The sequence below is a fragment of the Streptomyces sp. NPDC093568 genome, from assembly GCF_044764945.1.
Classification (GTDB): Bacteria; Actinomycetota; Actinomycetes; order Streptomycetales; family Streptomycetaceae; genus Streptomyces.
Genome location: NZ_JBIWJD010000013.1, coordinates 42459 through 55821, shown reverse-complemented (window position 1 = coordinate 55821; position 13363 = coordinate 42459). Strand labels below are relative to the sequence as shown.

Genomic DNA, 13363 nt, shown 5'->3' with positions numbered 1-13363 from the left:
GGGGGAACCGCCGGGGGGAGCGGTAATGGCGTTCCATGTTTTCGTACACAGGTCCGGGAAATCGGTGATTCGGAGGATCGCCGTCCTGTTGGCCCTCGTTCTGGCACTCGGCGCGTGCGACCGCGACGCGCCTTTGTTCGTGGTGAAGGCAGTCGCCGCGGGAGTTCCGTCGCTCGCGCCCTTCTTCGACGAGAACCAGGGGCTCGGGCGGGACGCGCAGGTCACGGCACAGACGGCGCACGGCGGGCTGCAACAGGGCGATACGCCGGGTCTGTACGGGGGCTCCAAACAGCCGACGATCTGCGATGTCGGACGGCTCAAGGAGTTTCTCACCGATCCCGCCAATGACCGCAAGGCACAGGCGTGGGCCGCCGCGCTCTCCATGACCACGGACGAGATTCCCGCTTATCTCGATCGCCTCACACCTGTTCTCCTGCGTCACGACACTCTCGTACTGAATCACGACTACAAGAAGGAAAAGGCCGTCCCCTTCAACGCCTTGCTGCAGGCGGGAATCGCGATTCTCGTCGATGAGGGCGGGCTTCCCGCCGTGAAGTGCTCGTGCGGAAATCCGCTGCGGCCCTTCGACGGTGACACGACTCGGATAAAGGTCGAGTTCGACGACCGCAACGAGGAGTGGAAGGGATACGAGAAGGCGTCGGTGGTGGCCGTACGGCCCGCCCCGCGCAAAGTGGAGCGGCTCGCCCTCGTCGACGTCGACGAACCCGACCGGGGCATCAACCGTCCCGTCGGCACCACGGGCGAGCGGGACACCACGTTCGACACCCGCGAGCGGCGTGCGGTGCCCGACCTCGCCGGGGCGACGTTCGGGCAGGCGAGCCGGCGACTGGCCGACAAGGGGCTGGCGGTCGCCTTCGACGGCGGAGGGCTGCCGCCGGACGACGCCCGGGTCACGGCCTCGGATCCGCCGGCCGGGACCGAGCTGCGGTTCGGGGAGTACGTGATGCTGAGCGTGGCCGGGGGGACTTCGGAGGGCTCGTCCGACGGGACGACGACCACTCCCCCGGGTCCGGGGCCGTCGTCGCCGACGACGCAGGGTCCGTCGTCCTCGACGCCGTCGACCTCCGGTCCCGGCAGCTCCGGACCGGGCAGCTCCGGACCAGGAAGTTCGGGACCCGGCAGCTCCGGGCCCGGTAGCTCTGATCCCTCCACCCCCGGCCCCACGAGCGGACCCCCGTCCTCCACTCCCGCGTCCCCCGTGGCGCCCTCCTCGGACCCGCCGCCGTCCACCAAGACCCCTACGAGCAGCTCACCGCCCCCACCCGTGACCAGCGCGCCACCGGAGACCACGAGTGCGCCGCCACCGAGCAGCGCCCCGGTCACCAGCAGCGCGCCGCCGCCCGTCACCACCGTGCCCGCCACGACCCCACCGGCGACCGGCACATCGCCCGCCGACGGGCCCGCCGCGAGCACGTCCGCCTAGGACCACGCACCCAGCGCACCCGCAGAGACCCGGGAGTCACCGGATGCCTTCAGGATCACCGACGTCGGGAGTGGGCCGGGTCATCGCCGGCCGTTACCTGCTGCTGAACCGCCTCGGCAGCGGCGGTATGGGCCATGTCTGGCTCGCCCACGACCGCAGACTCGCCTGCGAGGTCGCGCTGAAGGAGATCGTGTTCCGGGATCCGGCCGAGGCGGACGAGCGGGAGGCCCGGGTGGCCCGGGCCCGCGCCGAGGCCCGGCACGCGGCGGGGCTGCGCGGGCATCCGCATGTGGTGACCGTGCACGACGTGCTGGAGCACGACGGGCTGCCGTGGATCGTCATGGAGTACGTGGAGGGCGCCGTCAACCTGCGTGACCTGGTCGATCAGCACGGCCCGCCGTCCCCCGCCGAATGCGCCCGCATCGGGCTCGCCGTGCTCGACGCGCTGACTGGCGGGCACCGGCGGGGCGTCATGCACCGGGACGTGAAGCCGGCGAACATCCTGCTGGCGCCGGACCGCACGGGGGCGCCGTACGGGCGGGTGCTGCTCACCGACTACGGCATCTCGGTGCAGCCGGACGGCGGTGAGACGCGCTACACGCTGGCGTCGGTGCTGGTCGGTACGGCGGGCTATCTGGCGCCCGAGCGGGTCACGGGCGGGGCGCCCACGCCCGCCGCGGACCTCTTCTCACTGGGCTGCACGCTGTACTACGCCGTCGAGGGCCGGGGGCCCTTCGACCGGGAGTCCCATCTGGCGGAGCTCACCGCCGTGGTCATGGAGGAGCCGACGCCCGCCGGGCGGGCCGGGGCGCTGGGGCCCGTCCTGCGGGCTCTGCTGGAGAAGGATCCGGCGCTCCGGATGACGGCCGCGGAGGCGGAGGCGGCGCTCTCGCGGATCGTCACTCCGCAGGTCGACGCGTACGCGCGGACGCAGACCGACCTCGGTTCGCAGCCGCACTGGGGCGGCGCGCCTCCGGGGCCGGTGCCCGACGCGGGCGGGTTCGGCTCCCTGCCCGCGTACGGGCGGCCGGGCGGCACACCCGGCTTCGGTCCGCCGCCCCCGGACCCGTTCGGCACATCGGGCGCGGGCCCGGCGGGCGGCCGGCCCGGCGGTCTGCTCCCGGAGCCGCCCCTCGGGCCGCGGGACGGTGGGCGGCGCCCGGACCGTCCCCGCGTCCGCCACGCGGTCCTCGCCGGACTGCTCGGGCTGGCGCTGGCGGGGGCCGGTGTCTGGTACGCCGTGTCCCAGGAGAGGACGCGGGGCGGCGGGACGGAGCTGCCGTACGGCGAGGCCGTCGGGCTCGCCGCTCCGCTGAAGGGCGGCGACTGTGTGCTCGCCGACTGGCCCGGCGGGACCGCCTTCCAGGGCGTGCCCCGGCTGAGTCTGGATCCCAGTTGCGGGGAGAAGGCGCCCGACGGTCAGGTGATGGCGTTCGTCGCGGCCGCGTCCGTCGCGGAGGCGCAGGAGAAGGGGCCCGAGGCGTGCGAGGAGCGTACGGCGGGGCTCCGGGAGGGGCTGGCGGACGTGCGCGGCTTCGCCGTCGTGCCGAGCGAGGCGGGGTTCGAGGCGGCCGGGCGGCGCACCGCGTGTCTGGTGCTGGGCGCGCACGGGCCGGTGTACGGGCCGCTGGGCGGGCATCGCGAGACGGGGACACCCTTCGCGGACACGGCGACCATGCAGCGGCGGGACTGTCTGGACGTCCGCTCGCGCCGGGACGCCCGGCTCGTGTCCTGCTCGGGGCCGCACGACGAGCAGGTGCTCGGGTTCGCGCGGCTGGGCGCCGATGTCACGCTGAGTGAGGCGCGTACCGAGTCGGACACGGCGTGTGCCCGCGAGGTGCCGCCGCGCGACTACGGATTCGATCCTTCCGTCTACACGGCGGGCTCCTGGACGAGCGAAGGGGCCTGGAAGAGCGGCACTCATTTCGTCGTGTGCACCGTGCGGAAGCAGAACGGGGGCACCATGGAGGGAGACGAACCTTAGGAGGGTGTTGCGATGCCCGGATCCACGGACGGTTCTACGAAGGCGATGGGGGTGCTCACCGTTGGCGGCCTCGTCGTGGTGACGGCCTACACGGTGGCGCTCGGGAGCAATGGCTGGCTGTGGTTCGGGTGGGTGGTGCTGGGCCTGATCACGCTGGGGATGGTCGTCAGCCGCCCCACGTGAGTCTCACTCGCGGGTGAGCCGCCCGGCGGAGTGCACGCCCGGCTGGTACTTCGGCAGCCGGGCGGTCACCTTCATGCCCGCGCCCAGGGCGGTCTCGATGACGAGGCCGTAGTCGTCGCCGTACACCTGCCGCAGCCGGTCGTCGACGTTCGACAGTCCGATGCCTCCCGACGGGCTGACCTCGCCGGCGAGGATGCGGCGCAGCAGGACGGGGTCCATTCCGGCGCCGTCGTCCTCGATCACGACGAGGGCCTCGGCGCCGGCGTCCTGTGCGGTGATCTGGATACGGCAGGTGGCGGCCGCGCCCTCCAGGCCGTGCTTGACGGCGTTCTCGACGAGCGGCTGCAGGCACAGGAAGGGCAGGGCGACCGGCAGGACCTCCGGGGCGATCTGGAGGGTGACGGAGAGGCGGTCGCCGAAGCGTGCCCGCACCAGCGCCAGGTAGTGGTCGATGGCGTGGAGTTCGTCGGCGAGGGTGGTGAAGTCGCCGTGCCTGCGGAAGGAGTAGCGGGTGAAGTCGGCGAACTCCAGGAGCAGTTCGCGGGCACGCTCGGGGTCGGTGCGCACGAAGCTGGCGATCACCGCGAGCGAGTTGAAGATGAAGTGCGGGGATATCTGGGCCCTCAGCGCCTTGATCTCGGCCTCGATCAGGCGGGTGCGGGACTGGTCGAGGTCGGCCAGCTCCAGCTGTACGGAGACCCAGCGGGCGACCTCGCCTGCCGCGCGCACGAGCACCGCCGACTCGCGGGGCGCGCAGGCGACGAGGGCGCCGTGGACCCGGTCGTCGACGGTGAGCGGGGCGACCACCGCCCAGCGCACCGGGCAGTCGGGGGTGTCGCAGGTGAGCGGGAAGGCCTCGCCGCGGCCCGACTCCAGAGGGCCGGCGAGGAGTTCCATGATCTGCGTACGGTGATGGCCGCCGACCCCGTCCCACACCAGGACGTCCTTCTGGTCGGTCAGGCAGAGCGCGTCGGTGCCGAGGAGTGAACGGAGCCTGCGGGCCGACTTGCGGGCGGTCTCCTCGGTGAGGCCGGCGCGCAGCGGGGGCGCGGCGAGGGACGCCGTGTGCAGGGTCTCGAAGGTGGCGTGCTCGACGGGGGTGCCGAGGCCGCCCAGGTTCTCGGGGCGGGCGGTGCGCCGGCCGAGCCAGAAGCCCGCGGCGAGCAGCGGGAGGATCGCCACGCACAGCCCCGCGAGGAATCCGCTCATGCCTTCGCCTCCGTCCGCAGCTCCTCCGGCAGATGGAACCGTGCCAGGATCGCCGCCGTCCCGGGCGGCACCCGGCCCGGGGTGGCCAGGGACACCACGATCATGGTGAGGAAGGCCAGCGGCACCGACCAGAGCGCCGGCCAGGCGAGCAGCGCGTGCAGCGCGCCCGAGCCCGGGAAGCCCGCCATGGTCGCGGCGACGGCGAGCAGCGCGGAGCCGCCGCCCACCAGCATCCCGGCCGCCGCGCCGGGCGGGGTGAGCCGACGCCACCAGATGCCGAGCACGAGCAGCGGGCAGAACGACGACGCCGAGACGGCGAAGGCGAGGCCCACCGCGTCGGCCACCGGCAGCCCGCCGACCAGGACGCTCGCGGCGAGCGGTACGGCCATGGCGAGGACGGTGCCGAGCCGGAAGTGCCGTACGCCGCGGGCCGGGAGGACGTCCTGGGTGAGCACGCCGGCGACGGCCATGGTCAGGCCCGACGCCGTGGACAGGAACGCGGCGAACGCGCCGCCCGCGACGAGCGCGCCGAGCAGGTCGCCGCCGAGGCCGCCGATCATGCGGTCGGGCAGGAGGAGGGCGGCCGCGTCCGCGTCGCCGGTGAGGGTGAGTTCGGGGGCGTAGATGCGGCCGAGGGCGCCGTAGACCGGGGGCAGCAGGTAGAAGGCGCCGATCAGGCCGAGGACGGCGACGGTGGTGCGCCGGGCGGCGACACCGTGCGGGCTGGTGTAGAAGCGCACGACGACGTGCGGCAGGCCCATGGTGCCGAGGAAGGTGGCGAGGATCAGTCCGTACGTGGCGTACAGCGGGCGTTCGCCGCGGCTCTCGGCCTGCGACGGGGACAGGCCGCCGCCGGCGCTGCGGTCGCGTTCGGGGACCTCGGCGCCCTTGGCGAAGGTCAGGCTGGTGCCGGCCTCGATGCGGTGGGTGCCGGCGGGGAGCTCGAGCTTCTGCTCCTCGTGGTCGCGGCCGTCGATCGTGCCGCTGACGGTGACGGCGAGCGGGCGGTCGAGCTTCAGCTTGATGCTGTCGTCGACGCGGACGACGCTCTGTTCGCGAAAGGTCGCTGGTTCGTCGAAGGCGTGCCGGGGGGCGCCGTCGCCCTGCCAGGCGAGGATCAGGAAGAGGGCGGGGACGAGCAGCGCGGTCAGTTTCAGCCAGTACTGGAAGGCCTGCACGAAGGTGATGCTGCGCATGCCGCCGGCGGCGACGATGGCGACCACGACGACGGCGACGATCAGCCCGCCGAGCGAGTCGGGGGCACCCGTCAGCACGGTCAGTGTCAGTCCGGCGCCCTGGAGTTGGGGCAGCAGATACAGCCAGCCGGTGCCGACCACGAAGGCGCCCGCGAGCCGGCGTACGGCCTGGGAGGACAGCCGGGCCTCGGCGAAGTCGGGCAGGGTGTAGGCGCCCGAGCGGCGCAGCGGGGCGGCGACGAACAGCAGCAGGACCAGGTACCCGGCGGTGTAGCCGACCGGGTACCAGAGCATGTCGGGACCCTGGACGAGCAGGAGGCCCGCGATCCCGAGGAAGGAGGCGGCGGAGAGGTACTCGCCGCTGATCGCGGCCGCGTTGAGGCGGGGGCCGACGGTCCGGGAGGCGACGTAGAAGTCGGAGGTGGTGCGGGATATGCGCAGCCCGAAGGCGCCGACGAGGATCGTCGCGAGGACGACGAGGGCGACGGCGGGGACGGCGTAGCCGGAGTTCACGGCCGCACCTCGGGCTCAGCGGTCGGGCAGTCCGAGCACGTCGGGCAAGTTCGCGGCGGTCGGGCAGCGCCCGGAAGGGCGCGGGGCCGTGTTGACATGCGGCTCCGCCGCGTGGGTGGGACCAGCCACGACGGCGCGGCAGACGATCGGCGGGACATCGCGGCACCTCCGGCGGAGCGCTCAGCGGTCTTCGACGAGGCGCACGAAGTCGCGTTCGTTGCGTTCGGCGCGACGGACGTACCAGCGGGCGAGGAGGACCATGGGGGCGTACAGGCAGAAGCCGAGGACCAGCCACTCCGGGCCGCGGGCGTCCGGCATGGCCGCGAAGAGCAGCGGCAGGGGGCCGATGAGCAGGCCGAGGACCGCGAACACGGCGAGGCCCGCGCGCAGTTGGGTGCGCATCAGGGAGCGGACGTAGGTGTGGCCGAGGGTGGTCTGCTCGTCGATCTCGGTGCGGGGCCGGTAGTAGCCGGAGACCCGGCGGACCCGGCGGGGCGGGCCGGTGACGACCACGCGGCGTTCGGTGGGGCTCTGCGGCATCGTCACGGCCTCCTCATGAGCAGGTCACGCAGCTCGCGCGCGTGCCGGCGGCTGACCTGGAGTTCCTCGGCGCCGACCATGACGCTGACGGTGCCCGCGTCCAGGCGGAGTTCGCCGATGTGGCGCAGGGCGACGAGGTGGCGGCGGTGGATGCGGACGAAGCCGCGTGAGTGCCAGCGCTCCTCCAGTGTGGACAGGGGAATGCGTACGAGGTGGCTGCCCTTGTCGGTGTGCAGGCGGGCGTAGTCGCCCTGGGCCTCGACGTGGGTGATGTCCTCGACGGCGACGAAGCGGGTGACCCCGCCCAGCTCGACCGGGATGTGGTCGGGGTCGGGTTCGCTCACGGGTATTCGGGGGGCGGCGTCGCGGAGCTCGGCGGCGCGGCGGACGGCCTCCGCGAGGCGCTCCTTGCGCACCGGCTTGAGCACGTAGTCGACGGCCTTGAGGTCGAAGGCCTGGACGGCGAAGTCCTCGTGGGCGGTGACGAACACGACCAGGGGCGGCTTGGCGAGGCCGGTGAGCAGCCGGGCGAGGTCCAGGCCGTCGAGGCCGGGCATGTTGATGTCGAGGAAGACGACGTCGATCGCCTCGGGGCCGTGGGGTCCCGACTCCAGGGCGCGGTTGATCCGCCGCAGCGCCTCGGTCGCGTCGCCCGCGCCCTCCGCGCTGCCGACGCGCGGGTCCGCGTTCAGGAGGTAGAGCAGCTCCTCCAGCGAGGGGCGTTCGTCGTCGACAGCCAGGGCGCGCAGCATGAACGGGAGTGTAAGAGCAATGAGCGCCCCTGGACATGTGGTCCGCGTGGACGTCTGCGCTGGGTGTCGTGCCGCTTACAGTGCCCTCATGAACAGCGGCGCGACCCCTTTCGACGAACTCGACCGGAAGATCATCACGGCTCTGATGGCGAACGCGCGGACCAGTTTCGCCGAGATCGGCACGAGCGTCGGGCTGTCGGCGACGGCGGTGAAGCGGCGGGTGGACCGGCTGCGGGAGACAGGCGTGATCACCGGGTTCACCGCCACGGTCAAGCCGTCGGCGCTGGGCTGGCGCACGGAGGCGTACGTCGAGGTGTACTGCGAGGGCGCGGCCCCGCCGCGGCGGCTGGCGGAGGTGGTCCGCAACCACCCGGAGATCACCGCGGCGATGACGGTGACCGGGGGCGCGGACGCGCTGCTGCATGTGCGGGCGCGGGACGTGGAGCACTTCGAGGAGGTGCTGGAGCGCATTCGCGTCGAGCCGTTCATCAGGAAGACGATCAGCGTCATGGTGCTGTCCCATCTCATCCCGGAGAGTCCCGAGGCGGGCGCCAGCCAGCCCGCGCCGAGCGACGCAGCAGACGTGCGCTGAGCCGCCGAAAGACGCAGCATTCCTGCGTGGACACGCACTTCTCGTTGCTTGTCGCGCGTCGGCGTCCGTTTCTACCTTGGTGTCAATCCTCATCGACACCGCAGGAAGCGGAGGGACCCCTCTGTGCCCGAGACCCGTGTGCCGAGCCGGCGGCGCTTTCTCGTCTGCGAACCCAGACACTTCGCCGTGCAGTACGCGATCAACCCCTGGATGCAACCCGACGTCCGGGTCGACGTCGATCTGGCCCATGAGCAGTGGCGGTCGCTGATCAGCGCCTACCGCTCCCACGGCCACGCGGTCGACACGCTGGAGCCGGTCGCCGGGCTCCCCGACATGGTCTTCGCCGCGAACTCCGCGGTCGTGGTCGGCGGCCGTGTCTTCGGCTCGCTGTTCCACGCCCCCGAGCGGCGCCCCGAGTCCACGCACTACGACACGTGGTTCAAGACGGCGGGCTTCGACGTGTACCGGCCCGAGTCCGTGTGCGAGGGCGAGGGCGACCTGGTGTGGACGGGCCGCTATGTGCTGGCCGGCACCGGGTTCCGCACCACCCGTGAGGCCCACCGGGAGGTGCAGGAGTTCTTCGGCCACCCGGTGATCAGCCTGACGCTGGTGGACCCGTACTTCTACCACCTGGACACGGCGCTGTTCGTGCTCGACGACGACAACATCGCCTACTACCCGGAGGCCTTCTCGGCGGGCAGCCGCGAGGTGCTGGCCCGGCTGTACCCGGACGCGGTGCTCGCGACCCGCGACGACGCGGACGCCTTCGGCCTGAACTCCGTGTCCGACGGCCGCAATGTCTTCATCGCGCCGCAGGCCGAGACGCTCGCCGCCCGGCTGGACGAGCGCGGCTATGTCCCCGTCCCCGTCGACCTGTCGGAGTTCCGCAAGGCCGGCGGCGGCATCAAGTGCTGCACCCAGGAGATCCGCTCATGACCGCGCCCGCGCAGACCCGTTCGTCCGCCGATCTGATCCGCGCCGAGGAACCGGTTCTGGCGCACAACTACCATCCGCTGCCGGTGGTCGTCTCCCGTGCCGAGGGCACCTGGGTGGAGGACGTGGAGGGCCGCCGCTACCTCGACCTGCTGGCGGGCTACTCGGCGCTGAACTTCGGCCATCGCCATCCGGCGCTGATCGAGGCGGCGCACAGCCAGCTGGACCGTCTGACCCTGACGTCCCGGGCGTTCCACAACGACCGGCTCGCCGAGTTCGCCGAGCGGCTGGCGGCGCTGACCGGCCTGGACATGGTGCTGCCGATGAACACGGGCGCCGAGGCCGTGGAGAGCGGCATCAAGGTGGCCCGCAAGTGGGCGTACGAGGTGAAGGGCGTCCCGGCCGATCAGGCGACGATCGTGGTGGCGGCCGACAACTTCCACGGCCGTACGACGACGATCGTGTCGTTCTCCACGGACGAGACCGCGCGGCAGGGCTTCGGCCCGTTCACGCCGGGCTTCCGGATCGTGCCGTACAACGACCTGCCGGCGCTGGAGGCGGCGGTCGACGAGACGACGGCGGCGGTGCTGCTTGAGCCCATCCAGGGCGAGGCGGGCGTGCTCATCCCGGACCAGGGCTATCTGGCCGGCGTGCGCGAGCTGACCAGCCGCAAGGGGTGCCTCTTCATCGCGGACGAGATCCAGTCGGGCCTCGGCCGCACGGGCCGTACGCTCGCCGTCGAGCACGAGTCGGTCGTGCCGGACGTGCTGCTGCTCGGCAAGGCGCTGGGCGGCGGCATCGTGCCGGTGTCGGCGGTGGTGGCCCGCCGTGAGGTGCTCGGCGTGCTGCGGCCGGGCGAGCACGGCTCGACGTTCGGCGGCAACCCGCTGGCCGCCGCGGTCGGCACGGCGGTGGTCGAGCTGCTGGAGTCGGGCGACTTCCAGCGCCGGGCCGCCGAGCTGGGCGTGGTCCTGCGGGGCGGCCTGGCGGCCCTGCTCGGCAAGGGCGTGGTGAACTTCCGGGCGCGGGGCCTGTGGGCGGGCGTCGACATCGACCCGGCGTTCGGCACGGGCCGCGAGATCGGCGAACGCCTGCTGCGCGAGGGAGTCCTGGTCAAGGACACCCACGGCTCCACGATCCGCCTGGCCCCACCGCTGACGATCACCGCGGAGGAACTGACACAGGCGCTCGGGGCCCTGGAGAAGGTCCTGACATAGCCGAGCGCGGGTCGGCCTGACCGACAGCCCGGTTCCCGACGTAGGGGGCCGGGCTGTCGGCTCCGGCCGTCGCCGTCAGCCCCAGGACTCATGACGTGCCGCACACGCCTGGCCCTCGCCAGGGGGCAGTGGCGTGTCGACATCGCCCCGCCCTTCCGCACGACCCACGAGATCGACCATCCACCCCCCTCCTCGTTGGCCCCCGAAGCCCCGACAACCCGCACACGCCCGGCCCCCGCAAAGAGGCAGTGGTGAGCGGAAGGGTGAAGATGGGGACAAGAGGTGGTAGACCGCTCTCAGCGACAGAGAGGTCGGCCGTGGGCACATACGAGGAGCAGCAGGAGGGCGTCGCCCGCCAGTGGTTCGACGTGGCGGACGCCGCGGCTGTGCTGCTCGACGCGCGGGGGCGGGTCACGGGCTGGACCAGGGAGGCGCGGCGGCTGCTGGCGTACTCGCCGGAGGAGGTCGTCGGCGAGCCGGTGGGCACGCTGCTGACCGCCGAGGACGCCCTGCGGGTGCCCGACATCGGCCGCCGGTGCCGTAGGGACGGCGGCTGGTCGGGGCTGCTGACCGCGGTACGCAGGGGCGGGCGGCCGGTGAAGGTGATGGTGCGGGTCACCTCGGCCGAGGAGCCGCCCGGCCCGTCGTGCTGGCTGGCGCTGCTGTCGGACCTGGCGGGCGCCCCCGGCTGGGACATGAGCCGGCCCGTGCTGGAGCAGATGGTCGCCGGGTCCCCGGTCGGGATCGCGATCGTGGACAGCGACCTGCGGTACGTGTGGTCGAACGCGGCTCTGCAACAGTTCGGCGGCGGCCCGGCGCACAACCGGCTCGGACTGCGGCTCGCCGACATCCAGCCGGGTCTGGACGCGGAGGCGATCGAGGCGCAGATGCGGCACGTGCTGGAGACCGGCGAGCCGGTGGTGGGGTACGAGCACGTGGGTCTGCTGCGGTCCGCACCGCACCGGGAGACGGCACACATGATGTCGTTCACCCGGCTCGACGACGAGCAGGGCAACCCGATGGGCGTGTACTACACGGTCGTCGACATCAGCGAGCGGCACCGCGCCCGTCAGCGCCTCGCGCTGCTCGACCGGGCCGGCGAGCACATCGGCCGCAGCCTGGACATCATGCAGACCGCGCAGGAGCTGGCCGACGTGGCGGTTCCGGCGTTCGCCGACTTCGTCGCCGTGGACCTGCTGGAACCGGTCCTCGCGGGCGCCGAGCTCACCCCCGGGCCGGACGCCACGCCGGACGTGCCGCTGCGCCGCGCCGGGCACCAGTCGGTGAACCGGGACGTCCCGGAGGCCGTCGTCGCCCCGGGTGACGTGAGCACCTATCTCGCCGGTTCCCCGCCGATCCGTGTGCTGACGACGGGCCTGCCCTGGCGCCAGGACCGGCTCGACCCGCTCGCGCGGGAGTGGACCACGGACATACCCGGCGGCCGGGAGGCGACCTTCCTGGAGCTGGGTCTGCACAGCGTGATGATCGTGCCGATCCGCGCGCGGGGCGTCACCCTCGGCCTGACCACGTTCTTCCGGCGCCGCCGCCAGGAGCCCTTCGACGAGGACGACCTGGCCCTGGCCGAGGACCTCGTGTCCCGCGCGGCCGTCTGTGTGGACAACGCCCGCCGCTACACCCGCGAGCGCGACGCCGCGCTGGTCCTCCAGCGCAGTCTGCTCCCGCACCGGCTGCCCGACCAGGACGCCGTGGAGGTCGCCGCCTGCTACCGGCCGGCCGACGAGCTGACCGGCCTGGGCGGTGACTGGTACGACCTGATCACGCTGTCCGGCGGCCGGGTCGCCCTGGTGGTGGGCGAGGTGCCCGGCCACGGCATCGACGCCGCCGCGGCGATGGGGCGGCTGCGGGCGGCCGTACGGACCCTCGCGGCGTTGGATCTGCCGCCCGAGGAGGTGCTGGCGCACCTCGACGACCTGGTCGCGCGGTCGGCCCGCGAGGAGGGCCTGGAGGCCGGGACGGACGAGGCCGCCGCCGCCCAGTCCGTGGGCGCGGGGTGCCTGTACGTCGTCTACGACCCGGTCGACGGCCAGTGCACGATGGCCGCCGCGGGCCATCCGGCGCCAGCCGTGGTCCTGCCCGACGGCGAGGTCACCTTCGTCGACCTGCCGCAGGGAGCGTCGCTGGGCGTGGGCGGTCCCCCGTACGAGTCGGTGGAGCTGGCCCTGGCCGCGGGCAGCACGATCGCCCTGCACACCGACGGACTGCTGGCCCGCGAGGACGGCGTCTGGTGCGTGGACACCGACCGGGAGCGGCTGCGGCGGGCCCTGGAGGAGCGCGCGGGTTCGCTGGACGCCTGCTGCCGGACGGTGGTCGACGCGCTGGTTCCGGCCCGCCCGCACGACGATGTGGCCCTGCTGATGGCACGCACCCGGCTGCTGGGCGCCGAGCAGGTCGCCGACTGGGACCTGCCCGCCGACCCGGCGGCGGTCGCCGACGCCCGCAAGACGGCCTCCCGGCTGCTGGCGGAGTGGGGCCTTCAGGAGCTGTCCTTCACCACGGAGCTGGTGGTCAGCGAGCTGGTCACCAACGCGATCCGGTACGCCGAGGGCCCCATCCGGCTGCGCCTGATCAGGGATCGCGCGCTGGTCTGCGAGGTGTTCGACGGCGGCGCCACCGCCCCGCATCTACGGCATCCGCGGACCACGGACGAGGGGGGCCGCGGGCTGCTGCTGGTCTCCCAGTTCACCCAGCGCTGGGGCACGCGTTTCGTCCCCGAGGGGAAGATCATCTGGGCTGAGCAGCCGCTGACGGATCCCTCTCCCTGACCTGACGAATCGGAGTG

General features: G+C 73.0%; 11 protein-coding genes. 7 read left to right on the top strand and 4 right to left on the bottom strand.

Going from position 1 to position 13363, the window contains the following annotated elements:
- Positions 1–25 precede the first annotated feature (25 nt).
- Genes ACIRD7_RS36580 through ACIRD7_RS36570 form a run of 3 tightly spaced genes read left to right on the top strand, consistent with a single transcriptional unit; the run spans position 26 to position 3611 of the window.
- Positions 26–1444: a DUF6777 domain-containing protein gene (locus tag ACIRD7_RS36580; protein WP_403460187.1), complete on the top strand. Its 1419-nt coding sequence runs from the start codon at positions 26–28 to the stop codon at positions 1442–1444.
- 43 nt (positions 1445–1487) lie between these two features.
- The gene (locus ACIRD7_RS36575; protein WP_403460186.1) at positions 1488–3428 is read left to right on the top strand and encodes a protein kinase; all 1941 of its coding nucleotides are present in this window, start codon (positions 1488–1490) and stop codon (positions 3426–3428) included.
- 12 nt (positions 3429–3440) lie between these two features.
- The gene (locus ACIRD7_RS36570; RefSeq protein WP_190072240.1) at positions 3441–3611 is read left to right on the top strand and encodes a hypothetical protein; all 171 of its coding nucleotides are present in this window, start codon (positions 3441–3443) and stop codon (positions 3609–3611) included.
- Positions 3612–3614: 3 nt separating this feature from the next.
- On the opposite strand, the gene ACIRD7_RS36565 is transcribed toward ACIRD7_RS36570, so the two are convergent.
- The 4 genes from ACIRD7_RS36565 to ACIRD7_RS36550 all read right to left on the bottom strand — a co-directional run bounded on the left by ACIRD7_RS36565 (position 3615) and on the right by ACIRD7_RS36550 (position 7821).
- Complete coding sequence (locus ACIRD7_RS36565) at positions 3615–4820, bottom strand: sensor histidine kinase (RefSeq protein WP_403460185.1); 1206 nt, start codon at positions 4818–4820, stop codon at positions 3615–3617.
- Positions 4817–6529 (bottom strand): cation acetate symporter, encoded by a 1713-nt coding sequence (locus tag ACIRD7_RS36560; protein ID WP_403460184.1) that lies wholly within the window; start codon positions 6527–6529, stop codon positions 4817–4819. Before ACIRD7_RS36560 ends, ACIRD7_RS36565 begins: the two co-directional genes overlap by 4 nt.
- Before the next feature lie 180 nt (positions 6530–6709).
- The gene (locus ACIRD7_RS36555; RefSeq protein WP_403460183.1) at positions 6710–7069 is read right to left on the bottom strand and encodes a hypothetical protein; all 360 of its coding nucleotides are present in this window, start codon (positions 7067–7069) and stop codon (positions 6710–6712) included.
- A gap of 2 nt (positions 7070–7071) precedes the next feature.
- Positions 7072–7821, bottom strand: a complete 750-nt coding sequence (locus tag ACIRD7_RS36550) for a LytR/AlgR family response regulator transcription factor (RefSeq protein ID WP_403460181.1) — start codon at positions 7819–7821, stop codon at positions 7072–7074.
- An 88-nt stretch (positions 7822–7909) separates the two neighbouring features.
- On the opposite strand from ACIRD7_RS36550, the gene ACIRD7_RS36545 reads away from it, so the two are divergent.
- The 4 genes from ACIRD7_RS36545 (at position 7910) to ACIRD7_RS36530 (ending at position 13346) form a co-directional block, all read left to right on the top strand.
- Positions 7910–8413, top strand: a complete 504-nt coding sequence (locus tag ACIRD7_RS36545) for an Lrp/AsnC family transcriptional regulator (protein ID WP_403460180.1) — start codon at positions 7910–7912, stop codon at positions 8411–8413.
- Positions 8414–8536: 123 nt separating this feature from the next.
- Entirely contained in the window at positions 8537–9349 is an 813-nt protein-coding gene (ddaH, locus tag ACIRD7_RS36540; protein WP_403460179.1) for a dimethylargininase, read from the top strand.
- A complete protein-coding gene (gene rocD, locus ACIRD7_RS36535; RefSeq protein WP_403460178.1) occupies positions 9346–10563 on the top strand; it encodes an ornithine--oxo-acid transaminase in 1218 nt (405 codons plus the stop codon). The genes ddaH and rocD overlap by 4 nt, the downstream gene beginning before the upstream one ends.
- 317 nt (positions 10564–10880) lie before the next feature.
- Positions 10881–13346 (top strand): SpoIIE family protein phosphatase, encoded by a 2466-nt coding sequence (locus tag ACIRD7_RS36530; RefSeq protein WP_403460177.1) that lies wholly within the window; start codon positions 10881–10883, stop codon positions 13344–13346.
- Positions 13347–13363 lie beyond the last annotated feature (17 nt).